This is a genomic window from Actinophytocola sp. (assembly GCF_036402745.1).
GTDB lineage: Bacteria > Actinomycetota > Actinomycetes > Mycobacteriales > Pseudonocardiaceae > Actinophytocola.
Map to the genome: position 1 here is coordinate 41,443 of NZ_DASWSJ010000201.1, position 25,155 is coordinate 66,597.

Here is a 25,155-nt window from a genome sequence, read left to right on the forward strand (position 1 = left end):
CGCCTTGCTGAGCTATTCCACCAGGCCGCGGGGCGGGGTCGTGCACACCCTGGCGCTCGCCGAGGCGCTGGCCGAGGCCGGTCAGGACGTGACGGTGTGGACCCTGGGCCGCGGCGGGGACAGCGGCTTCTTCCGCGCGGTGGACCCGCGGGTCCGGCAGCGGATCGTGCGGTTCCCCGACGTCGACGGCGAGGGCGTCGGCCCGCGGATCCTGCGGTCCATCGAGACGCTGCGCGCGGCCTTCGACCCGGCCGGGTTCGACGTCGTGCACGCGCAGGACTGCATCAGCGCCAACGCCGTGTCCCGCTGTGTGCGGACCGTGCACCACCTCGACCACTTCACCACGCCCGAGCTGGTGGCCTGCCACGAGCGGGCGATCACGCGACCGTTCGCACACGTCTGCGTCTCCGCCGCCGTGGCCGGGGAGCTCGCCGAAGGGTGGGGCCTCACCGCGACGGTGATCCCCAACGGGGTCGACGCCGCGCGGTTCGCCGCCGCGGCCGGTCCCGCCGCCGCCCCGGACCGCCGGCGCTGGCGCGACCGGCTCGGCCGCTACGTGCTCGCCGTCGGCGGGATCGAACCGCGCAAGGGCACCGTGGACCTGCTCGAGGCCTACGCCCTGATGCACGGGACCTCCCGGCGGCTCGTGATCGCGGGCGGGGAGACCCTGTTCGACTACCGGGACTACCGCACCCGCTTCGACAAGCGCGCCGCCGAGCTGGGCGTCCACCCGATCGTGCTGGGCCCGGTGGACCACGACGAGCTGCCGTCCCTGGTGGCGGCGGCCGACGTGTTCGCCTTTCCGTCCACAAAGGAGGGTTTCGGGCTCGCCGCCATGGAGGCGCTCGCCGCCGGGGTGCCGCTCGTCACCCGCGACCTTCCCGTGCTGCGCGAGGTGTTCGACGGCGTGGCCCGGTTCGCGGCCGACCCGGCCGGGTTCGCCGGCCAGCTGCGCGCCGCGGCCGAGGACCCGGAGTCGCTGCGGGAGGCCGGCCAGAACCTGGCCGCGGGCTACAGCTGGCAGACCGCGGCCGCCGCCCACCTGGAGCTCTACCGCTCGCTGGTCCCAGGCCGACCGGCGGTGGCGGGGCCGGTGGCCCCACCACCGCCTGGTAGCTAGGGCTTGAGCCGGACGACCTGCGGGTCGTGGTCGCTGGCCCGGTCGGCGAACTCGGCGTTCACGTGCACCACGTCATAGCCGGTGCCCACGAACGACGAGCTGGTGACGATGTGGTCGAGAACCTGGGAGTTGCCCTCGTAGACGTAGCTGTAGCGCTCGCCCGCCGGCAAGGTCGTGATCAGGTCCACCATGCCGGTGCCGGACACCAGGTTCGACATCGTCGTCGAGAACTCGTAGTCGTTGATGTCCCCGAGCACCACCACGCGCGCGTCCGCCTGCACCGCGAAGATCTGCTTCACGAACGTGTTCACGACGCCGGCCTGCGCGCCCCGCTTGGTCTCCGAGCCGCGGGTCGGCGGCTGGGTGCGGGCGTGCAGCGGCTGGTCGCCACCCTTGGAGCTGAAGTGGTTGGCGATCACGATGACCGTTCTGCCCTGGAACACGAACTCGCCGGCGAGCGGCTTGCGGGTGGCCGACCAGTTCGTGTTCGCCGGGCTGACCCGCCCCGGCGAGTACGACAGCTGCGCCTTGCCGCCGTTGTTCACCACCGACACCGCGGCCGTCGAGGTGCCGCCGGCCCGGTCGGTGAAGGTGACCCTGGCCGGGTTGACGAGGAACCCGACCCGGATGTTGCCGCCGGGCTCGCCGCCGTCCTGGTCGTCGACCGGGTTGATCTGCCGGTAGGTGTAGGTCGGCCCGCCCTTGGCGGTGATGGCGTTGACGAGCTTGCCGTAGGTCTGGTCGGCGGCGACGACCGAGTCGTTGACCGGGCCGTTGTTGTCCTGGATCTCCTCCACGGCAACGATGTCGGGCGAGCGGAGGTTGGTCACGATGCCCGCGGCCAGCCGGTCGAACTTCGTCTGCGGGTCGCCGGGGTCGAGGTTCTCCACGTTGTAGGTCGCGACGGCGAGCTCGGCCGCCGCCTGCGCGGTGGTCTGCTCGGCGGGCAGGCCGTTGTTCTGCACCGGGCCGAGCTGGGTGGCGGCGATGAGGTAGCCGCCGAAGTTGTCGTAGTCCAGCGGTCCGACCGTGCCGCCGGTGACCACGTCACCCACGTTCGCCTGTGGGAACGTGCCCCCGGCCAGCGACTCGACCTTGAGCCGGCCGGAGTTCTGCGCCGCGTACGAGCCGTAGACCGTGCCGCCGCGCGGCGTGGGGTTCTGCGCGGGCTTGGCGGTGACGAACAGCTCGCCGTAGGGGGTCGTCGCGCCCACCACCCGCGCGTTGTTCACCTGAACCCGCATGCCTTCCAGCGACTCGAACAGGTCCAGCGCGTACGTCGAGGGAGCCAGGGTCTGGCTCTCCAGGTTCCCGGACGCGGTGTAGGCACTGGGGATCGACGCGTCGGTGAGCACCACCGGGGCGGGGAGCGGGTTGCCGGTGGAGACGGTCGTCCAGGTCGGCTGGGTGAGCTCGGTCAGCGACTGGCCGCCTGCCGACGTGCCGCCCGGGTAGAACTCGGAGACCCGGCCGGTGACCTGGAGCTTGTTGCCCACCACCGTGTTCGGCGTGGCGGCGGTGTAGACGTAGACGCCTTCGCTGGTGCGGGCGTCGGTGTCCGGGCTGGTCTCCTGGAGCCAGAACCCGCCCGCGGTGCCGGTGCGGATCCCGGTGACCACACCGGTCACGGTGACGTCGGTGTAGGTCGACTTGCGTTGTGTGCCTTGCAATGTGTGGATGCTGACCACGGTCGCGGCGGATGCAGGCGCCACGACGGATGCGGTCACGCACAGGCACAGGAGCAGGGTGCCCGCGGCTAACCGGTATCTGGAGATACCCATTGTTTCCCTTCCCTCGCGAACGCTCCACGCTGGGACGCGGGGAGCTACCAAGGGATAACGGGTCGCGACGGTCCCGCCGCGACGTCGCGGCGGCTGCTTGGTCACCCTCGTCGGGAAACCCGCCGGCACGTGCGGAAACGCCGGTGCCAGCCGGGAAATCCCTCACGCGGGGTAGGCCGGGCAGCGGCAGCACCTGCCCCGTCCGGCCCACCCGAGGTTGCGCCGGTCTCCGCCTTCAGGTGTCGCGGCCGGTGGGTCGGCGTCGCTCCAGCAGCCGGGTCCGGATCGCGCCGCTGGGGCAGTTGAACTCGCACTCCATCGCCTGCTCCGCGGCCTCGCCGGGAGACCTCGCGGTGGAGCACCACCACGCTCCCCGACCTGCTGGGCCACGACAGCCTCGACTGGCCCCAGCCGGCTGAGGTGCTAGCCCGGCAGTCAGCCTTCGTACGGACAGGACGTCGCACCGGCACTGCCTGGTCGCACCCGGGCCGGGCACGGGAGGGTTTCCCGTACCCGGCCCGAAGCCCTACGGCTGCGAGATCCAGTAGTTGATGAACGACATGACCTCCGGCCGGAACCGGGTGCCGCTGTTCGCCGGGTTCGCGCCGGCCACCCCGTTGGTGTGGATGCCGGTCACGCACCAGCCGCCGCACAGCCCGGGACTCACGGAGTCGTAGTGGTAGACCGGTGACCCGCTCTGCCCGCCCGCGGAGTCGACCCAGTACCAGAGCTTGTTGGCGGTCTGCGAGTAGGTGTAGTCGCCGTCCCACCACATCGTCCCGTACGGCTTGTCGCCCGGGTAGCCCTCGACGTAGAAGTACTGGTTCGCCAGGTTCTCACCGGTGTTGTACCACCAGCCGAACCAGCCGGTGGAGTAGCCGACGTCGCAGGTCAGCTTGACCAGCCCGAAGTCGTAGTCCGACGGGTAGCCGTTGATCCAGTTCCCGGTCGTCCAGACGTCGTTGATGCCACCGCTGCAGGTGCCGAACGGCTTGCTGTTGCCCGTCCGCCCCGGCGTGACGGTGTAGGAGGTGACCCAGCTGCCGTTCCAGTGCACGCAGTGCCCGGCGGTGACCAGGACGTCGCGGCTGAGCATGAAGCCGGTGCAGCCGCCCTGGTTGGTCTCCAGGTGGGCGATGGCCCCCCACGGGAAGCTGGCCGGCGCGTACTCCTGCACCCGCCCGTCGGGCCCGATGACCGAGTTCGGCGCGCCCGCGCCCGGCTTCGCCTTCGCGGCGTCGGTCTTGCCGGCGTTGCCGGTGTGACCAGCCGCGGACTTCAGCGCGTTCGCGGCGGCCGCGGGTAACGTGACGGTCTTGCCGGCGCCGTTGACCATGGTGAGGCCGGCGGGCTGGGGCGTCGCCGCCGGCGACGCGGCGGCGGGACCCGTGGCCAGCGACGTGAGGACCGCGGCCGCGGCACCGGCCGCCGCGAGCGTCAACGCCACGGTCCTGCGGCGTCTTCCGTTGTGGTTTCTCAACTGTGTCTCCCTCGGTGTGCTCTGCGGACAAAGCCATCAGACAAGGGAGCGACCACACCTCCGAAATACACGATCCGGGCAATGTGGCCCCGATGGGTCCCATCGGGGTGCCCCTATGGGCGGGAATCGGAATCCCGGGTATCAGGGCGCGTTCTCGGGACTCTGCTTACCGAGTGGTAGGGGGCAGACAACGATGATGCACGAGGACGCCGACCTGCTCGCGGACTGTTCCGACGCGGCACTCGGGCGGCACGATCCGTGGGCATGGCGGCACACCATCGACGAGTTCTGGCACTACGTGCGGCCGGCCGGTCGCCGAACTCCCAAGCAGGGCTGGAAACTTCATGTGCCGGCGACACCGCTGTCGGCGTGCGTCGTGCTGTCGCGGTGTGTCGAGGTGTTCGCCGAACACCGGTGCGCGTTCAAGTTCGCGAAGACCATGCGGCAGCTGCAGCTGCTGCTCGAGCCGAACGCGGACCGCACCTCGGCGGGCAAGTTCGTGACCGCGTATCCGGTTGACGACGAGCACGCGGTGCGGGTCGCGGCGGCGCTGCACGAGGCCACCCTCGGCCTGCCGGGTCAGCTCATCCTGACCGACCGCAGGTTCCGGTCGAGCTCCCAGGTCTTCTACCGGTACGGACCGTTCGTGCGGGAGACCACGCTGACCGACGACGGCGAGTACGCCCCGATCCTGCGTGACGGCAACGGAGACGTGGTCGTCGACCGGCGCGGCATCGGCCGCCCGGTGCCGGACTGGCTGAGCGATCCGTTCCAGGACAAGCACATCGAACCGGCGAAGGTGCCGCGGTCGGTGCGGATCGGCGGGCGTTTCCAGGTGCGCGAGGCGATCCGCCAGTCCAACCGCGGCGGGGTCTACCTGGCCACCGACACCGAGACCGGCACCGAGGTGATCCTCAAGCGGTTCCGCCGGTTCACCGCGGCCGCCGTGGACGGCACCGACTCGCTCAACCGGGCGCGGGCCGAGGCCAGGACGCTCGACGCGCTGGGGCCGATCGGCGCCACCCCGCGACTTCTCGGGCTGCTCAACGAGAACGGCGACATGTTCGTCGCCGTGGAGAAGGTCTCCGGCGTGCCGCTGCGGCGCTTCGTGGCGCGCAACCTCCGGCCGACCGCGTCGGGCGCACTGGCCATGGACAGCTCCGTGGTGCTGGACCTGGCCACCCAGCTGGTCGACCTGATCGCCGAGGTGCACGCGGCCGGGTACGTGCTCGGGGACCTCACCCCGAACAACGTCATGGTCACCGACGAGGGCCGGCTGGTGCTGATCGACCTGGAGTCGGCGCTGCGGTCGTGGGAGGTCACCGTCCGGCTGACCACCAAGGCGTACACGGCCCCGGAGGAGATCGCCAGAACGCGGTTGGTCGCCCCGGCGCCGGCTGTCACCGCCGATCTCTACGGCCTCGGCGCCACGCTGATGTATCTGGCGTCCGGGTCGCATCCGCCGACGGCCGAAGGCGCCCGGGTGGTCGACCTGGTCGAGCGGATGGCGGTGCGCAACCCCGTCGTCGCGGCGCTGCGCCCGGTGATCACGGAGCTGCTCGCCGACGACCCGGCCGCGCGGCCGTCGCTGGCCGACGTGCGCGCCCGCTTGCGGGAACCCGTTGACCTGCCGCCTGGTTCGCCGCAGCCTGTTGACCCGCCGCCTGGTTCGCCGCCGCCTGGTTCACCGCTCCCTATTTCACCGCTGTCGGTGGACGGGCTGATCGAGGACATGCTCGCGGCGATCGGCGAGACGATGACACCGGACGCACGATGGCTGTGGCGGCCGACCGTCGCGGGGCGCCGGTACGACCCGTGCTCGGTCCAGCTCGGCGCGGCGGGCGTGCTGGCGGTGCTGAACCAGGCGGTGCGAGCCGGGGAACCGGTCCCGCTGTCCACTGTGGACAGCACCGCGCGGTGGATCGTCGGCCGGCTCGGCGCCGAGGCCAAGGTGCTGCCCGGCCTGCTGTTCGGCCGGGCCGGCACCGCGGTCACCCTGTTCGAGTCGGGCGAACTGCTCGGCGACGCCTCGATCAGCGACGCCGGACTCGGGCTGGCGCACCGGCTGCCGACGCGGTGGCCGGTCCCGGACGTGTTCCACGGGCTGGCCGGTGCCGGCCTCGCGTTGCTGCGGCTGTGGCGCGCCACGGGTTCCCCCGAGCTGCTGGACCGGGCGCGGGGGTGCGCGGAGGAGGTGCTCGGCGCGATGCGGGCCGACGGTGCTCGGGTCAGCTGGACGGCGACCGGGGAGTCGACGCTCGCCGGGGAGGTGCACTGGGGCTTCGCGCACGGGGTCGCCGGCATCGGCAGCTTCCTGCTGGACGCGGCCGGCGGCACCGGTGACGAGCGGTATGCCGACGTCGCCCGGCGCTGCGCGGAGACCCTTGCCGGCGTGGTGGATCGCGATGGCGCGGCGGCGTTCTGGGCGGGTGGGGAACCGGACGAGAACGCCGACGCCGTCCGGTTGACCGGGCTGTGCAACGGGTCCACCGGGGTCGGCACGTTCCTGCTCCGCTACTTCGTGGCCACCGGCTCCGCGACGGCCCGCGAGCTGGCCGAGGCCGCCGCGGTCGCCGTCCGGTGCGCGAACTGGACCGCACACCCGGTGTGGTGCCACGGCCTGGCTTCGGATGGGGACTTCCTGCTCGACTGCGCCCAGGTACTCGGCGAGCCGCGCTACCGCGACTGGGCCGAGGAGACCGCCGAGGTCATCGCCGCCCGCACGGTGGTGCGCGGCGGCCGCCGGCTCACCCCCGACGAGAGCGGCAACGTGGGCGCCTCGTTCGGCAACGGCTACGCGGGCGCGCTCTCCTTCCTGCTGCGGCTGCGCCACGGTGGGGAGCGCCCGCTCATCGGCTCGCCGGCGACATCCGCGCCGGCGGTCACCGCACAGATGGAGGGAGGGATGACACGGTGAATTTGGACGCGCCTGAGCTCGACCTGATGCCGGCCGTGGAAACGACGGGCCAGGAGCCCGCGCTGAGCACGGGCTGCTGCACCGGCTGCTGGTCGTCGATGTTGCTCGTGACCAACGGTTGTGAGTGGTAACCGACGGTGACGACAAGGGCCGTGCGCCGTCGCGGCGGCGGACGGCCCTTGGTCGCGGGCCGGCGAGTGAGTTTGAGTGCTCGGGCTCGGGGTAAGGCGGAAAGGCTCGTCCTGCTTCCGAGGAGGTCGTCATGGCGGCAACGCCCGATGCGGCACCGTCCCCGGTGCTCACCCTCATCCCGGCCCGGATCGACCGGCTGCCCTGGTCGAAGTTCCACACCCGGATGGTGGTCGCCCTGGGGGTGGCCTGGGTCCTCGACGGCCTCGAGATCACGGTCGCGAGCGCGGTCGCCGACACGCTGACCAAGCCCGAGACCCTCAACCTGTCCTCGACCGCGGTCGGGCTGCTGGCGACGGTCTACCTGGCCGGCGAGGTGGTCGGCGCGCTGTTCTTCGGCAACCTGTCCGACAAGCTGGGCCGCCGGAACCTGTTCATGCTGACGCTGGCGGTGTACCTGATCGGCAGCGGTCTCACCGCGCTGACCCTCGGCAACGGGGCGGGCTGGGTGATCTTCCTCTACGCCACCCGGGTAATCGCCGGCATGGGCATCGGCGGCGAGTACGCCGCGATCAACTCCGCGATCGACGAGCTGATCCCGGCGCGCTACCGGGGCCGGGTCGACATCGCCGTCAACGGCACCTACTGGGCCGGCGCCGTGCTCGGCACCATCGGCACGTTCATCCTGCTGAACAGGATCGAGCTGTCGCTCGGGTGGCGGCTCGGCTTCCTGATCGGTCCCGTGCTGGGTCTGGTGATCCTGCTGGTGCGCCGGCACCTGCCGGAGAGCCCGCGGTGGCAGATCATGCACGGCAAGGCGCACGAGGCCGAGGAGTCGATCACCCGGATCGAGCGCGAGGTCGAGCAGGCCGGCTACACCCTGCCTCCGGTCGACGAGAGCAAAGCCATCGAGGTGACGCCGGCCGAGGACATCGGCTACGCCGCGTTGACCAGGGTGCTGTTCCGGGAGTACCCGACCAGGGCGATCCTGGGCGCCTCGCTGATGATCAGCCAGTCGTTCCTGTACAACGCGATCTTCTTCACCTACACGCTGGTGCTCGGCAAGTTCTACGGGGTGTCCTCGGAAGCCACGCCGATCTACCTGATCGCGTTCGCGTTGGGCAACCTGGTCGGTCCCCTCACGATCGGGCACCTGTTCGACACCATCGGCCGCCGGACCATGCTCGCGAGCACCTACATCATCTCCGGTGTCCTGCTCGCGATCACGGCGACGCTGTTCTACGCCGGGGCGCTCAACGCGATCACCCAGACCATCGCGTGGTGTGTGATCTTCTTCTTCGCCTCCGCCGGCGCCAGCGCCGCCTACCTCACGGTGAGCGAGATCTTCCCGCTGGAGGTGCGCGCGAAGGCGATCGCGGTGTTCTTCGCCATCGCGCAGTGCTTCGGCGCGCTCGGCCCGGTCATCTACGGCGCCCTGATCGGCAACGGCGACCACCCGATCCGGCTGTTCATCGGCTACCTGCTCGGCGCGGCCATCATGATCGCCGGCGGCCTGGTCGCCCGCTTCCTCGCCGTGGACGCGGAGGGCAAGTCGCTCGAGGAGATCGCCCTCCCCCTCTCGGCGACCGGCCGCCGCGGCCGCACCCGCGCGGAAGGAGCGTCCTCCCCCTTCTCCACCTGACCGATCGCCCGCGCTCCGGGGCTAGGAAAAGCACGTCGCACCTCGGCCGCGAGTACCGCCGGCGGTTCGGTGGCCCACCGTGGCGCGTGTGGCACGGTCGTCGCGGGCGGGCGAGACTCGGCGGATGCAGATGAAGGACGAGGGCACCACGCACCGGCCCGCGTGGTTGCGCCGCACCCGCGGCGAGCACCGCTGGCCGGCCGCGCTGGCCGTGGTGGTCGTGGTCGTGCTCCAGTTGATGTTGCCCGACTCGATGGTGCCGCAGGCCCGGTACGTGCTGCCCGTCCTCGAGATCGTGCTGCTGGCCGCGCTGATGGTGGCGAACCCGTTCCGCGTGGACCGCGAGTCGACGGTGCTGCGCGGTGTGAGTCTGGCGTTGACCGTGGTGGTGGGGTTGTCCAACGGCTGGTCGGCGGTGCTGCTGGTGCTTCAGCTCGTCGGCGGCCGGTCGGTCGGCGCGGCGGAGTTGCTCGAGGTCGGAGCCGCCATCTGGGGCACCAACGTGCTGGCCTTCGCCATGGTCTACTGGGAGCTCGACCGCGGCGGCCCGGCCGCCCGCGCCGCGGCGTCGCGCACGTACCCGGACTTCCTGTTCGCGCAGATGCAGACCCCCGAGCTGGCGCACCCGGACTGGGAGCCGTACTTCGCCGACTACCTGTACCTGTCCTTCACCAACACGACAGCGTTCAGCCCGACGGACGTGCTGCCGTTGTCCCGCTGGGCCAAAATGATCATGATGATCCAGGCCGCGATCGCCCTGGCGGTGGTCGTTCTGGTCGTGGCCCGCGCCGTCAACGTACTGGGGTCAGCGTGACCGGATGGCGGCGAGGGTCCGCGTCCACCGGGCCGGGTCGGTCGCCTCTGTGCCGGTGAGGCCGACCCGGTGGGCGATGTCGCCGTAGCGTCTGGTCACCTCCGTCGCGACCTCCGTGGGCGTGCCGACCACGGCGAAGGTGTGCAGTACCTCGTCGTCGATCAACGCCGTCATCTCGTCCCACTGGCCGAGCACGGACAGTCCGTACAGCTCTTCGTGCAGCTCCGCCCACCCGTGCAGGCCGAAGACCGCGCGATACGTGGGCGTCGAGCCGAAGAAGGCGACCCGCGCACGGGCCGAGGTCATCGCCGCGTCGATCTCCGCGGGTGTCGAGCCGCTCGCCGTGACCGCCGCGCAGCAGATCTCGAAACCGGCCGCCGACTTGCCAGCCTTCAACCGGCCGCGCTCGACCGCCGGCATGGTCACCTCGCGCAGGTAGCGCTCGGTGGTGGCGGGGCTGCACACCATGCCGTCGGCCACCTCGGCCGCCATCTCGGTCATGGTCGGGCCGACCGCGGCGAGGTAGATCCTGGGATTTCCGTGCGGGTTGGGGCCGGGGGCGAACATCGGTGTCATCAGGTTGTGCGTGTAGAACTCGCCGGCGAAGCTGAGCCGCTCGCCGGTCTCCCAGGAGCGCCAGATCGCCCGGACGGCGAGCACGAACTCCCGCAACCGGGCAGCCGGACTGGCCCACGGCATGCTGAACCGCCGGGTGATGTGCGTTTCGACCTGCGACCCGAGGCCGAGCACGAGCCGGCCTCCGGACAGCTCGTGCAGATCGTTCGCCTGCATGGCGACGGTCATGGGATTTCGCGCGAAGGCGATGGCGACGGCCGTGATCAGCTCGATCCGCGACGTCCGGGCCGCCGCCGCGGTCAGCAGCAGGAAAGGGTCGAACCGTGTCTCGGCGACCATCCCCCCGTCGAAGTCGGCTTTCTCCGCCTCGACGATCACCTCTATCGCCCGTGTGACTGTCTTCGCATCCTCGCCGGAGTCGATCTTCATGCTGAGGCGTATCCCATCGATGCCGCTTGAACGGTGCTCTTGACAGATCGCACCGACTGGACCGGCGCCGCGGCGATCGTGCTCGCGAGGCCGATCGCCTCCTCCACCGGATTGCCGACCACGGAGGAAACCAGCCCGAGGCGCACGGCTTCGTCCTCATGGACGATGCGTCCTGTCGCGAGCAGCTCCACGGCCCGGGCGTACCCGATCGTTCGCGGGAGAGTGTGGGACAGTCCCGAGTCCGGGCCGGCTCCCACCCGCGCGAGCGGGGCGCCGAACCGGACGGTCGGGCCGGCGACCCTGATGTCACAGGCCATCGCCAGCCCCCACCCTGCTCCCATCGCGGGACCGTTGACCGCCGCGATCGTCAACTGCGGCAGCCGGTTCAGCGCGACCACCGCCAGGTTGACTCGCCGAGTCAGTTCGACCGGTGAGGATTCCCGGCCGGCGGGCAGGCCGGCGCCGACGCTGAAGCCTTGGCCGGCACCGGTCACGACGACCACCGAGACCACCTCGTCGGCGGCGAGCCCGGCGAAGACCTCGACCAGCTCGTCGGCCATCGCGCCGTCGATTCCGTTCAGGGACTCGGCGCGGTCCAACGTCACCAGCGCAACGCCGTCGACCGGATGCTCGACCCGCACGGCGCGACGCCTCGCCGATTCGGTGGCCTTGGTTGCCGCGAGATGGGTGCGGTTCGCCATCGACTTGGCGATCTCCCCGGCCACGTGCTGCACGTTCGGCTCTTCCATTATGGTGAAATGGTCACCCGGTATGTCGACCAGGTCGACGTGACCCGTGGTCAGTTCGCGCCACTTCTCCGCAGCGCTCTGGTTCAGGTTTCCCGCCGAGGCAAGGGTTCGAGCCAGGATGTCGGGCAGTGGACGCACGGCGTTCAGCACGGTGAGATCGGTCGACACCGGCCGTGGCCGGTAGCCGGCGCTGGCGGGGATCACCGCCTTGAACACGCCGAACAGCCTGCGCACCAGATTGATCGACGCACCACCGGGTAGCACACCGTTCGCTATCGCCTGCTCGAGGACGAACCGCAGTTTCGCCTCTTCGGTATCGGCCCGTGCCGGAAACGACACTGGTGGCGCGGCGGCGCCCCGGTCCGGCCACAGCAGTTCCCACATGAACCAGTCGTGGAGCAGATCGCCGTCGACTGCCGCCAGGTCCGAGGTTCGCACGCCCATGGGATCGATCAGGATGACGTTGTCGACCTCGTCGCCACCGGCGACCAACTGGTGCACCATCTCGAACGCGATCGTCCCGCCGAGTGACCAGCCGCCGATGTTGTACGGGCCTTGCGGCTGCACTCGCCTGATCGCATCCACATAACTCCGGGCCATGTCCGCGAACGACGTGAGAGGCCGCGTCCCCGGCTCGATCCCGGCTGCCTGCAGCCCATACAGCGGTTGGTCGTCCGGCAGGTGCCGCGCTATCGCGACGTACGGCAACACACTTCCGCCGATCGGGTGCACGAGAAATATCGGTGGGCGCGTACCACCCGGCCGAATCGCCACCAGTGGGTCATAGGCGTCCTCGGCGCGTTCACCGCGCAGCTGGGTCGCCAACTCGGCCACCGTTGGCGCTGCCGCGAACTTCGAGATGGACATCTCCACGCCGAAGCGGTTCTCTATCGTCACCACCAGCCGCATCACGCTCAACGAGGTTCCACCGAGCGCGAAGAAGTCGTCGTGCACGCCGACCCGCGCAACGCCGACTATCTCCGACATCATGTCGGCGATCGCCCGTTCCCGCGGATCGCGCGGCGCCACGTAGTCAGGTCGCCTGGTCACCCCAGGTCGACGGCGGACCAACTCGGCGTCCGCCCTCTTGCCGCTCGGGGTAAGCGGCATCGTGGCCAGCCACTCGAGATACTTCGGAACGAGGTAGTCGGGCAGCCTCGTGCGCAACGTGCGGCGCAGCGCCTCCAGGTCGACGGCCTCCTCTTCGCCGACCAGAAACGCGGTGAGGAAGGAGTCACCGTCGGCCGCACCGCTGCCGCGTCCTGTTTGGACGACCACCGCCGCCTCGCGCACTCCGGGGTCGCTCTCGAGGATCGCCAGCTCCACCTCGGCAGGCTCGACCCGGAACCCGCGTACCTTCGCCTGCCGGTCGGTTCGGCCATCGCACACGATCGCGCCGCCGGGCAGTCGCCGGCCCAGATCGCCCGAGCGGATCAGCCGGGAACCGGCCGGGCCGCACGGGTCCTGGACGAATCGCTCGTCGGTGAGGTCGGGGCGCCCCTCGTAGCCCTCGGCGAGGCTGTTGCCGCCGAGATAGATCTCGCCACGCACACCGTCCGGCACCGGCCGCAGTCGCTCGTCGAGCAGGCGAACGACGGCGCCGTCGACCGGCGGTCCGATCGGCGGCAGTTCCGGGAAGGTGTCCGGGTCACCGTCCATTGTGTACGCGGTGACCAGATGGGTCTCGGTCAGGCCGTACTGGTTCTCGAGGATCGCGTCCGGCATCGCCTTGCACAGTGCGCGGATCTCGTCGGTCACGCGCAACTGCTCGCCGGCGGGTGCGATTATCCGCAGCCTGCTCGGTACGAAGGACAACCGCTGCGCGGTCACCGCGAGCTGCTGGAGCGCGACATAGGGCAGGAACACCCGTTCGACGCCGGATCGGTCGAGTAGGCGCAGCAAGGCGACCGGATCACGCCGATCCTGCTCGGCGACGAGATGCACGGTGCCGCCTCCGCAGAGCGTGGCGTAGATCTCCTGGAACGACACGTCGAACGACGGCGGCGCGAACTGCAGGGTGTGCGGTGCCCGGCCGTCGATCAGGCCGCTGGACGCGGTCAGCTGCCACGTCACCATGTTCGCCAGGGCACGATGTGGCATGGCGACACCCTTGGGCCGGCCGGTGGAGCCCGAGGTGAACAACACGTACGCGATGTCGGCCAACCCGACACCGGTGGCCGGGCTCTCGTCCGCAGGCCGCGGCTCGGTGTCCAGGACGTCGGAGATCAACAGAGCCGTTTGCGGGTCGGCCACGAGGCCGGCGTACTCCGGCGAGACGACGACCCGGAACGGTCGCGCCTGTTCCTGCATGTCGGCGAGCCGCTGCGCCGGGTAGGTGACGTCCAGCGGAACGCACGCCGCCCCTGCCTTGGCGATGCCCAGGACCGTGGCGATCGACTCCGGCGAGCGGTCGAGCGCGATACCGATCCGGCTGCCCTTCGGCGCGCCGCACGAACGCAGTCGCTGCGCCACACGGTCGGCCGAGTCGTTCAGCTGCCGGTAGGCCCACCTGCGTTCGCCGTCGACGACGGCGATCGCGTCCGGTGTGCTGCGGGCCTGCCGCTCGAACTGGGTGACCACGTCCACCAGTTCGGGCGCGCTCTCGACAACGCTCTCGACAACGCTCTCGAAAACGGGCGACCGGTCCGGGAGAAAGCCGTAGTCGATCCGCTCGTCCGGCACCTGGGTGAGCCTGCCGAGAATGTCCAGATAGGTACGTGCGTAGAGGTCTGCCTGGTCGACGGTGATCGACTCGGGGTTGCCGTCGACACGCACCGACATGCTGCCGGAGCGCGGGTCGACGCCCGCCGTGACCGCGAGCAGGAAATTGGTGTCCTCGCGGACCTCGACGTCGAGCAGCTCAACGCCGGCGAAATCATGCAGGACCGGGTTCAGCTGATGGAAGTCGACATAGTTGAACGACGTCTCCAGCACCGGTTCACCACCGAGATCGTCCTGAATCGCGCTCAGCGGATACCGGTTGTGTCTCGCCGAGGCGCGCTCCTGTGCGAACACCAACTCGACCACGTCGCGCCAACTCGCGGCCGCGGTACCGACCCTGACCGGCATCGTGTTCAGGTACAGGCCGACGGTCCGTTCGGCGCCGATGCGTACCTGACGGCCGTGGCTCACCAGCCCGGTCGTGACGACGGACGCTCCGGAGAACAGGCGGAGCGTCAGGCAGTGCACGGCGAACAGCACCGATTTCACCGGCAGGCCCCGTGCCAGTGCGAAAGCACGCAGCTCGTCGTGGACCTCGGCCGGCAGGTCGTGCCAGACGGAGGTGCGATCAGCGGGTTCGCGCGGTTCGTGCCGCCGGAACCCACTGAGGGTCGTGGCGCGCGATCCGGCCAGCAGGTCGCGCCAGTAGACCCGGCTCTCCGCCGATTCCAGCGCCTCCCGTTCGGCGGCGACGAAGTCGGCATAGCCGGGTACGTCGCCGTCGGCCACGGCGGGAACGTCGCGGCCGCAGCGGTGCAGATAGTCCTGGAGCAGTTCCGAGATCAGGGTGGCCGCGCTCCACCCGTCGAAAAGGGCATGGTGGAAGGCGAGCACCACGTCGACGGTGTCCGCCGCGGGAAAGACGTGCACGTGGTACAGCGGCGCCCGGTCCAGCCGGTAGCTCATTCGCCGCCACCGTTCGAGCTGCGCCCGCACTCGCGCGTCCACCGCGTCGGCGTCCTCGGTTCGGACGTCGGTGACATCGAGCGGGAGCGCGACGTCGTGGTGCACGAGTTGCATGGGCTCGGTGAGGCCGCCCAGCTGGAACGACGTCCGCAACGCCGGGTGCCGCGCGGCCAGCCCCGCCAATGCCGCCCGAAAGGCCTTCTCGTGCCAGTCCATCCGCAACCTGTACCGGAACACGTCGTGGTACAGCGTCGAGCCCTCGTGTTCCCGGCTGTGGAACAGCATGCCCAGTTGCAGTCGCGTCACCGGATACGCGTCCGCGGCGTGCGCGACCTTCGGCCGGTCGGCACCGGACACCAGCGCGAACGGAGCCACCCCGTGGCTCGTGCGGACCACCGCGGCTCGGCCCGACAGTTCCGCGGCGAGCTCGGCGATCGTCGGCCGCTCGGCGATGTCGTGCGGTCGTAGGTCGAGGCCTTGCTGCTCCGCCAGCGCGCAGATGCGCAGCACCAGGATCGAGTCGCCGCCGAGGTTGTAGTAGTTGTCGTCGATGCCGACCGACTCGGTGTCGAGCACCTCGGACCAGATCTCGGCCAGCGTTTCTTGCAGTGCCGTGCGCGGTTCGACCCGCTTCGCGGTGGTGCCGGCCGTGGTCGACGACAGGTTCTTCCGGTCGGCCTTTCCGTTGGGCAGCAAGGGTATTGTGTCGAGCCGAGCGAACTGCGCCGGGATCATGAACTGCGGAAGCCGTTGCGCCAGGTGCCTTCTCAGCTCGTCGACCGGGATGGCGTGGTCCGCGACGTAGTAGCCGGTCAGGTAGGTACCGCGGTCGGGTGGCCGGACGTCGACGACCACCACATCGTGTACTCCGGGCATCGAGGACAGCGCGTGCTCCACCTCACCGAGCTCGACCCGGTTGCCGCGGATCTTGACCTGGTGGTCGGTTCGCCCCAGGTAGTCCAGCTCCCCGGAGGCCAGCCAGCGCGCCAGGTCTCCCGTCCGGTACATGCGCCGGCCCGGCTGGAAGGGATCCTTGACGAACTTCTCCGCGGTCAGCTCGGGCCGGCCGAGATACCCGCGCGCCACACCGACTCCCGCGATGCACAGTTCACCCGCGACGCCGACCGGCTGAGGTTGACCGTCGGTGCCCAGCACATAGAGCCGGGTGTTGTCGATCGGGCGGCCGATGGGTACCCGGGTAACCGGAACCGCCGGATCGCCGGGGCACTCGTGGTACGAGACGTCGACGGTGGCCTCGGTCGGCCCGTACAGGTTCACGAGCCGGGGGTGATCGTTCGCGGAGGTATGGAAGATCCGGTTGAACTGCTCGACCAACCGCGCCGGCAGGGCTTCCCCACTGCAGAAGACGGTCCGCAGGGAGCGCGCACTCGACACGAGCTCGGGCCGGCGGTCCAGCAGATCGAGGAACGGCGCCAGCATGGCGGGCACGAAGTGAACGACCGTCACGTTGTGGGCTTCCACGCAGTGCAGGATCTCGCGTGGGTCGTTCTCGCCGCCGGCGCGGAGCAGGGCCACCCGCGCGCCTTCGACGGCCCACCAGAAGAACTCCCAGACAGAGACGTCGAACGAGCTCGGCGTCTTCTGCAGGACGACGTCGTCCGGACCGAGCGGGGCGAACTTCTGCATCCACGCCAGCCGGTTGACCACCGAGTGGTGCTCGACCATCACCCCCTTCGGCTGGCCGGTGGAGCCGGACGTGTAGATGACGTAGGCGAGGTCGTGTGCGGTGGCGGCGGGCTCCAGCGCCGTGGTCGGCATCGAGCGCGACTCGTCGACCTGCATGATCGTCGTACCCGGCGGCGCGTCGATCGGTGTCTGCCCGCGGGCCAGCACGACGCTCGCCCGGCTGTCGGTCAGCAGGAGCTCGATGCGCTCGGCCGGGTATCCGGGATCGACGGGCACATACGCCCCGCCCGACTTCATCGTGGCGAGCAGCGCGACGATCAGCTCGGGGCTGCGTTCGATCGCCACCGCGACCCGGTCCCCCGGCCGGACCCCCTGCTCGCGCAGGGCCCGGGCCAGCTGGTTGGCCCTTGCATCGAGCTCGGCGTAGCTCACGGTGCCGTCGGCCCAGGCCACGGCGACTCGTTCCGGCGTCGAGCCGGCCTGCCGTTCGAACAGGCCGTGCACCGTTTCCGTTGCCGGATAAGGAACCGCCGTCGAGTTCCGGCCCTCGACGAGCTCGTCGCGCTCGCGTGGTGACAGCATCGGAAGCTGATCGAGTGGTTCGTCGGGCTGGTCGAGGCCGCCCCGCAGGAGGGCCATGATGTGCTGTCCGACCGACTCGATCGGGAGGTCGTCATCGAACACGTTGACGTCGTAGTCGATCTCAACGGCGACGTCGCTCGTCCGTCCGTACTCGCGGACGGCGAACGCGAGCGGGTAGGGGGTGTGGCCGTGCGGCCAGCCCCGCCACTCGTCGACGAAGTCGACAAGGCTGGCGACGTCGGGCATCCGGGTGTAGGTGACGGTCGCGTCGAACAGCTGCCGCGCTCGCACGCCGCTTTTCGACAGTTCCCGCATCAGGTCACCGAGGGCGATGCTCTCGTGTTGCTTGACCGAGAGGACCTCGTCCTGCGCCTGCGCCACCAACTCGGCCATCGAGCCACAGTCCGCCACCCGAATTCTCGCGGGAACGGTGTTCGCGAGGTTTCCGACGACCTGTGCGTCGCGCGGGTCTCCCCGGTTGTCGAACGGAATTCCCACGACAACCTCGTCGGCCGAGTGTATGCGCCCCAGATAGGTGGCCACGGCCGCGACCAGCTGGGCGTAGAACGTGTGCGCGCCACCGTTGAGCCGATCGAACGTGGACCGGTCGATGGTGAAGCTGTGCCGAGCGAACCGTTCGGGCCGGGCGGCCGGGTTGTTCGCCGGGCGCGCGAACAGCGCGGGAGCCACCCCGGCCAACCTCGCACGTAGCGCGTCGACGGAGTCCGACCACTCCCGAGAGGACCGAAACCGCTGCTCGCGATCCACGTACTCGAGATACGACGAGTTCGGCAGATCCGGTGTCGTTCCGGCGTGCGAGACGGCTTCGTAGTCCAGCAACATCTGTGTCAGGGCCACGAACCCGGCCGTGCCGTCGAACTGAAGGTGGTGGGCGCGGAAGAAGAAGTACGTCACGGAGACGCTTTCCACCACGATCGCCACGCGGCACGGTTGACCGCGCGTCAGGTCGATCGGCTCGAGCGCGATCTCGTCCATCCAGGCTTCGCAGGTGCCCCGAGGGTCCGGCCCGGCCGAGAAGTCGACGATCTCCACCGGCTGGGGATCGGGGTCGGCCCACTGGTACGGCACACCGTCCTCGACGCCGAACCGGAGGCGCAGCCCGTCGTGTCGCGCCAACATTCTGCGCGCGCAGTCGGCCATCAGCTCGATATCTATCTTCCGGGAGAAACGGAGCCGTCCCGCGACGTTGTAGCTCGCCTGTCCCGGAAAGCCGGCCGCGGCGGTCCAGATGTCTCGCTGGTAGGCGGTGAGAGGAGTACGCCTCGAACCGTTCACTTACTACCCCCGTCGGGCGATGCGAGCTGCTCACCCAGGCCGGACGCCAGCTCGGTCACGGACTTGCCGCTGAGCATCCGGGTGATCGGCAGCTGTACACCCGTCGCGTCCTTGACCTTGGCCCGTACCTGACCCGCCATCAGCGAGTCGAAGCCCAGGTGGTTGAGCGGAGCCGACAGGTCCAGTTCCTGGGTCGGCATGCCCAGCACCGAGGAGACGGCGTCGGCGAGAAGCCGGGAAAGGTCCTCCACCGGGGCGGGCGCCGAGCCGTTCTGGGCTCGCGCGGGCGTCGGTTCGGCCGCCGGTTCGGCCGCCGGCTCCGTGACAGGCGCCGTGGTCGGCGCGGTGACAGGCCCTGTGGTCGGCGCCGTGACAGGCGCAGTGGTCGGTGCTGTGGCGCTCGCACGCGCCCAGGTTTTGCCCAGCATGGCGCGTAGTAGCGGGTTCCGCGCCATACCCGGCTCGGCGGCGGCCCAGCGCTGCCAGTCCGCGGCGACCACCGTGGCCTGCACGGCGTCCCGGTCGAGCAGCTCGCGCAGGGCCGGCATGGCGTCCTCCGGGCCCATACCGACGATGCCGTCCGGCTGGATCCTCCTGCCGTGTTCGGCCTCGAGCCGCACGACCATGCCGGCGCCCGCCCAGTACCCCCAGTTCACGCTCGTCGCCGGGAGGCCGGCGAGGCGGCGGTGCTGGGCAAGCCCGTCGAGATAGGCGTTGGCCGCGGCGTAGGCGCTGGTATGTGCCGAGCCGAAGACCGAGGTGCCCGACGAGTAGAGCACGAAGAAGTCCAGCGGCAACCCGAGCGTCGCCTGGTGCAACGCCCAGCCACCGGCCACCTTCGGGTTCAGGATGTCGTCGAGGTGCCGCGGGGTGTACTCGTCGAAGGCGGCGAACTCGAGCACGCCCGCCGTGTGGAGGACCCCGCGCAACGGCGGCAGCCCCGCCTCCTCGCGCTGCCGCAGGACCGACCGCAGAGCGGCCTCGTCGGCCACATCGACCTGCTGGTAGCCGATCCGAGCGTCCAACGGCCGCGCCGACGGTGACCGGCCGAGCGCCAGCACGTGCCGTGCCCCGTTGTCCAGCAGCCACTGGCAGGCGTAGGTACCCAGGCCACCGAGGCCGCCGGTGACGAGGTAGGTGGCATCGGGCCGGATCTCGACCCGGTGGTCGACTCGCGTCCCGGCGGAATCCGGCACAGGCTCGCCGACCTGCCGGGTATCCCCCGGCACCTGGTCGAGCTGCCCGGAGCCGAGCAGGGCGAGTACGTGCCGCATCGCCCCGGCCGTGTCGTCCTGCCGCGCACCGACGAGGTACGGAAGATCGAGTGCGGAGTACGTGCGGCCCCCGCCGAACGACGCCAGGCTCACCTGACCGCCTGCCGCGGGGTCGGTCCTGGCGGCGTCGACGAACCGGCCGCCGGGCGCCAACGTGGCGAGGCTCGGCTCGATCGGCTCGGCCTGGGTGTTGAACACGATCTCGACTCCCCGCCCGCGGGTCTCGGCGAGGATCTCGTCGGCGAAGCCGGCAGCGCCGGAGTCACCGACGTACCGGACGCCGAGCATGCGCAGCATCGCCCGCTCCTGCGCGCTGCCCGCCGTCGCGTAGACCTCGGCGCCCTTGGTCCGCGCGTACTGGACCGCGGCCAGCCCGACCCCTCCGGCGGCCGAATGGATCAACACCCGCTGACCTTCCTTCAGCCGCCCGAGCTCGTGCAGGCCGAGGTAGGCGGTGAGGTGGCCGCCGAGTGCCGCGGCCGACTCCGCCCCGGTGAGCCGGGCGGGAGCGGGGAACACGAGGCGCGCGTCGGCGATCACCCGCGCACGCATCGCTCCCGACGCCAGCGCCACCACGGTGTCGCCCACGGACAGCCCCGCGACGCCCGCGCCGAGTGCGGCGATCGTGCCGGCGCACGCCCGGCCCAGTTTCCTACCGTCATCGCACTGACCAGGCGAGACAGCGGCATGACCGACGTCGATCACCACTTCGCCCGGACCCGGCTCGAGCGTGGCCGACCGGGCCGGGGTGCGGTCGTCGTGCGGTTCCGCGGCCCGGTGCCGGAGGCGGTCCGGCGGCGTCACACCGCGCGCCAACCTGGCCACATGTCTGCCGGTGGCACGCACCGCGATCTGGTTCTCCCCCACATCCCGGGCGCTCACCTCGCGCACCAGCTCGGCCGCGGTGCGGGTATCGCTGGGCAGGTCGACGAGCACGCTGCGCAGGTCGGGCCGCTCCGCCGCCAGTGATCGGCCGAGCCCCCACACCAACGACTGCGCCGGTGCCACGGCCCGGTCACCGCCCAGCTGCTGCGCGCCCCGGGTGACCAGCCACAGGTCGGCCGGCTCGGTGAGCGCCGTGACCAGGTGCGGAACGCTGCGGCCCGCAGACGTGTCGAGCGGCCCGGCCGTGTCGAGGCTCCACAGGTGCACGATGCGGCACCAGAGATCACCGAACTCCGCGTTCACTGCCGCCAGTACCGCGCGATAGTCGGCCGGGTTGGCCGGGTCTATCTCGTACCGGCCCTCGCCGAGCGCCCGGAACCCGGTGCCCTTGGCGACGGTGGCGACCGCCGGGCCCAGCCGCGACGCGAGATCCCGGCCGACACCCCCGGCGTCGGTGAACAGGAGCCAGTAGCCGCGTCCCAGCTCGGCCGCGGACGGCAGCGGCGCCGGCTCCCACCGGACCTCGTACAGCAGGTCCTCGACCCGCGACCCACCCGCCGCCGCGCGCACGGCGGGCACCGGCACGGCCGCACGCACGGCGGGCACCGGCACGGCGGCGGTCACCGGCGGCGCCGCCGGGGCCCCCGCCACGGCCGACTCCAGATACCTCGACCACAGGCCGCGAATCTCGGCAAGCACCGTCCCGTCTTCGTCCAGCACCGTGATGTCGCCGGCGAAGGAGTCCGGCCGTCCGCTGGAGGTCCGAACCACGCGGCACCGCAGGCCTGAGTCCCGTGGGCTGTCATACACCCGTAGCGAGTCGAACCCACCCAGTACGACCGACGACCCGTGGTGGCCCAGCTCGTCGGGGTCGATCGCGCCCAGCAGCGCCTGGAAGCAGGCGTCGAGCAGCGCCGGGTGGAAGGCGTGCCCCGGCACCGTGCTCGCGATCGAGGCCGGGGCCTTGATGTGGGCCGTCGCCTCGTCCGTGCCGCACCACAGTCGCGCGATGCCGCGGAACGCCCCGAGCCACTGGTTGCCCTCGGTGGCGAACCGCTCGTAGAACTCGTCACCACTCACGTGCGCTCGTGCGACGCCGCGCAGATACGCCGAAGCGGTGACCGGTCCCTGCTCCTCGTGGAACCGGACGGTTCCGGTCGCATTCGTCACCCAGTCCGTCGCGCCGGTGGGCCGGGAGCCGACCGTGACGCGATCCCCGGTGATGTCGAGCCGGATGGAGGGAGCCGTGTCGAGGTAGATCGCGCTGTGGTACTGGAAGTCCCGCAGCTCGGCCGTTCCCCGCCCGCTGTCGAGCGCGGCGAGCACGAGCTCCACGTACGCCGCACCGGGCAGCACCGGCACGCCCTGCACCTGATGGTCCCGCAGATACGCGTTGGCCGTCGGGTCGATCTTGCCGACCCACCGATCCTCGGTGTCCTTGCTGAACCCCCTCAGCAACGGGTGCGAGCTGACGGGCGTCTCGACCGCGGTGTCCACTGTGGACTCGGACGTCGGGAGGTCGGCGAACCAGTGGCGTGCCCGTTGCCACGGGTAAGCGGGGAGGGCGACGTGGTTGCCGGGGTTCACCCCGGACCAGTCGAGCCGGACACCCGCCAGGTGGACCTGGCCCGCGGAGTGCAGCAGGGTGGCGAGCTCCGGTTCGTCGCGCCGAGTGGAGGCGACCACACTGCCCGCACCGACGTCGTCGAGCGTCTCCTGGATGGCCGGCACGAGTACCGGATGTGGGCTGATCTCCACGAAGACCGAGGGCGCCTCCTCGGCGAGCTGCCTGGTCACCGCGCCGAACCTGACCGGCTCCCGCAGGTTGCGCGCCCAGTAGCCGGCCGTGAGCTCGGTTCCGGCCACGTCGGCACGGTCCACTGTGGACACCATGCGCACGGCGCCCGCCTTCGGCCGCACGGAGTCGAGCTCGGCGAGCAGGTCGTCCCGTAGCACGTCCATCTGCGGGCTGTGACTCGCGATGTCCACCTTCACCCGGCGACCGAAGATCTCCCGCGCGGCGAGCCCGTCGAGGATCTCGTCCACCGCCTCCGGGTCGCCGGCCAGCACCGTCGACCCCGCGCTGTTGCTGACGGCGACGGAGACACGGTCGGCGAACGGGGCGATCTCGGCCTCGGCCTGCTCGATGGTGAGCTCCACCGAGGCCATCGCACCCGCACCCGAGACCTTGGCCAGCAGCGCACTGCGCCGGCAGATCACCGCGGCGCCATCGGGCAGGGAGAGCGCACCGGCGACGCAGGCCGCGGCCACCTCGCCCATGCTGTGCCCCACCACGACGTCCGGGCGCACCCCCCACGCCGTCCACTGCGCCGCGAGCGCGACCTCGATCGCCCACAGGACCGGTTGCACGACGTCCACCGAGGCGAGCTCCCCGTCCGTGGTCAGTCGCTCGATCAGCGACCAGCCCGCCTCCGCCCGCACGGCCGCGTCGCACTCGGCCAGGGTCGCGGCGAACATCGGCGCGGTACGGATCAGCTCGCGCGCCATGCCGACCCACTGCGAGCCCTGGCCGGGGAACACGAACACCACCCGTGGCGCCGTGCCCCGCACCTTCGCGGCGCCGGCGAGGCCCCGGACCTGGGTATCGGCGAGGAACCCACGCAGTCTGTCGACCAGTTCGGCGGAGGTGGCGCCGACGGCGGTCAGCCGGTGCTCGTGGTGGTCCCGGCGAGCGCCGGCGGTGTGGCAGATGTCGGGCACCGACGCCGTACCAGCCTCGATGAACTCCACATAGGACTGCGCGAGCTCCTGGAGTGCCTTGCCGCTGCGGGCCGAGAGGGTCAGCAACCTGGCCTGGTCCGTCCCCGCGTCGGCAGGCGGCATCGACCGCACCTGCCCGGCCGGGACCTCGCCGACCACGACGTGTGCGTTGGTGCCCGACATGCCGGTCGAGCTGACCCCCACGACAGCTCGTCCAGTTGTCGGCCACGGCCGTGCCGAACGGGCCACCTCGACCGGCAGCGTCGACCAGTCGAGCGCCGGAGTGAGTTGGTCAGCGTGCAGGCTGGCCGGAATGTACCTGTTGCGGACGCAGAGAACGGCTTTGATCAACCCCGCCATCCCCGCTGCCGCTTCCAGGTGCCCGATGTTGGTCTTGATCGAGCCCACGGCAACCGGGCGGTCAGCCGAGTGCCGCGCACCGATCACTTCCGCGATGGCCCGCAGCTCGACCGGATCGCCGACCGGCGTTCCCGTCCCGTGCGCCTCGACATAGCCGATCTCGGCAGGGTCGACGTCCGCGTCCGCGTAGGCGGCGCGCAGCGTTGCCACCTGCCCCTTCTCGGACGGGGTCATCATCGACACGCCCGCGTCACTGCCTCCGTCGTTGCCCGCGGCGGACCCGAGGATCAGCGCGTGCACCCGGTCGCCGTCGGCCACGGCACGTGCGTACGGCTTGAGCACGACCGCGGCGACGCCCTCGCTGCGGACGAACCCGTCGGCCGAGGCCGCGCCGAACTTGCACCTGCCGTCCGGCGCCAACATGCTGCCCTGCGAGTAGGCGATCGAGTCCGCCGCACTGAGGATCAGCTGGACGCCTGCCGCGATCGCGACCTCGCATTCTCCGCCGCGCAGACTCCGGCACGCCTGGTGGACCGCGACGAGCGAGGACGAACACGCCGTGTCGATCGACAGGCTCGGCCCGCGCAGGTCGAAGGCGTGCGAGAGCCGTCCGGACGAACCACTGCCCATGGTGCCGAGAGTCGAGTAGACATCGAGAATTCCGCGGCCGCTCAGGTGTTCCCAATAGCTGCGGGAGCTCTGTCCGACGAACGCACCGGCGCGGCTGCCCGCCAGCAGCTCGCGCGTCAACCCCGCGTCGTGCAACGCCTCGGCGGAGGTCTCCAGCAACAATCTGTGCTGAGGGTCCAGCTGAGCGGCCTCTCTCGGCGAGATCCGGAAGTAGGCCGCATCGAACTGGTCGATGTCGTCGAGAAAGCCGCCGTACCGCGTGGCCACCCGTCCCGGGGTCTGCGGGCGGCTGTCGTGGAACTCGTCGATGTCGAACCTGTCCGGGGGCACCTCCCGAATGTGTTCGGCGCCGTCGAGGAGCAGTTGCCACAACTCATCGGTGCCGCGTGCGCCGGGAAAGCGGCAGCCGATCCCGATCACCGCGATCGGCTCTGTTGACGTTCTCAATCGCACAGCCCTCTTCCCCAGGAGCGAACGCGAACTACGACCGGGGCCA

General features: G+C 70.7%; 9 protein-coding genes. 4 read left to right on the top strand and 5 right to left on the bottom strand.

The genetic code is table 11. The features are described 5' to 3' along the window. Nucleotides 1–4: 4 nt before the first annotated feature. Entirely contained in the window at nucleotides 5–1,120 is a 1,116-nt protein-coding gene (locus tag VGD70_RS19180; RefSeq protein WP_331083167.1) for an MSMEG_0565 family glycosyltransferase, read from the top strand. Here VGD70_RS19180 and VGD70_RS19185 read toward each other — a convergent pair. Together VGD70_RS19185 and VGD70_RS19190 are read right to left on the bottom strand one after the other, a co-directional pair. Further along, nucleotides 1,117–2,790 carry an endonuclease/exonuclease/phosphatase family protein gene (locus VGD70_RS19185; protein WP_331083170.1) on the bottom strand — a complete coding sequence of 558 codons (1,674 nt, stop codon included), beginning with the start codon at nucleotides 2,788–2,790 and terminating at the stop codon, nucleotides 1,117–1,119. The genes VGD70_RS19180 and VGD70_RS19185 overlap by 4 nt on opposite strands. Nucleotides 2,791–3,427: 637 nt before the next feature. Beyond that, a complete protein-coding gene (locus tag VGD70_RS19190) occupies nucleotides 3,428–4,381 on the bottom strand; it encodes a trypsin-like serine peptidase (RefSeq protein ID WP_331083172.1) in 954 nt (317 codons plus the stop codon). 193 nt (nucleotides 4,382–4,574) lie between these two features. Between VGD70_RS19190 and lanL the strand changes: the two genes are divergently transcribed. The 3 genes from lanL (at nucleotide 4,575) to VGD70_RS19205 (ending at nucleotide 9,883) form a co-directional block, all read left to right on the top strand. Then, nucleotides 4,575–7,298 carry a class IV lanthionine synthetase LanL gene (gene lanL, locus VGD70_RS19195; RefSeq protein WP_331083174.1) on the top strand — a complete coding sequence of 908 codons (2,724 nt, stop codon included), beginning with the start codon at nucleotides 4,575–4,577 and terminating at the stop codon, nucleotides 7,296–7,298. 262 nt (nucleotides 7,299–7,560) lie between these two features. Continuing rightward, entirely contained in the window at nucleotides 7,561–9,069 is a 1,509-nt protein-coding gene (locus tag VGD70_RS19200; protein ID WP_331083176.1) for an MFS transporter, read from the top strand. 124 nt (nucleotides 9,070–9,193) lie between these two features. Further along, a complete protein-coding gene (locus VGD70_RS19205) occupies nucleotides 9,194–9,883 on the top strand; it encodes a hypothetical protein (protein ID WP_331083178.1) in 690 nt (229 codons plus the stop codon). Here the strand turns inward: VGD70_RS19205 and VGD70_RS19210 are convergent. The 3 genes from VGD70_RS19210 to VGD70_RS19220 are packed head-to-tail and all read right to left on the bottom strand — an operon-like array spanning nucleotide 9,875 to nucleotide 25,112. After that, nucleotides 9,875–10,888, bottom strand: a complete 1,014-nt coding sequence (locus VGD70_RS19210; RefSeq protein WP_331083180.1) for a TIGR03617 family F420-dependent LLM class oxidoreductase — start codon at nucleotides 10,886–10,888, stop codon at nucleotides 9,875–9,877. The genes VGD70_RS19205 and VGD70_RS19210 overlap by 9 nt on opposite strands. Beyond that, nucleotides 10,885–18,789, bottom strand: a complete 7,905-nt coding sequence (locus VGD70_RS19215) for an amino acid adenylation domain-containing protein (protein WP_331083181.1) — start codon at nucleotides 18,787–18,789, stop codon at nucleotides 10,885–10,887. Before VGD70_RS19215 ends, VGD70_RS19210 begins: the two co-directional genes overlap by 4 nt. Continuing rightward, nucleotides 18,786–25,112, bottom strand: coding sequence for an SDR family NAD(P)-dependent oxidoreductase (locus VGD70_RS19220; protein ID WP_331083183.1), 6,327 nt, complete (start codon nucleotides 25,110–25,112; stop codon nucleotides 18,786–18,788). The genes VGD70_RS19215 and VGD70_RS19220 overlap by 4 nt, the downstream gene beginning before the upstream one ends. Nucleotides 25,113–25,155: the final 43 nt, after the last annotated feature.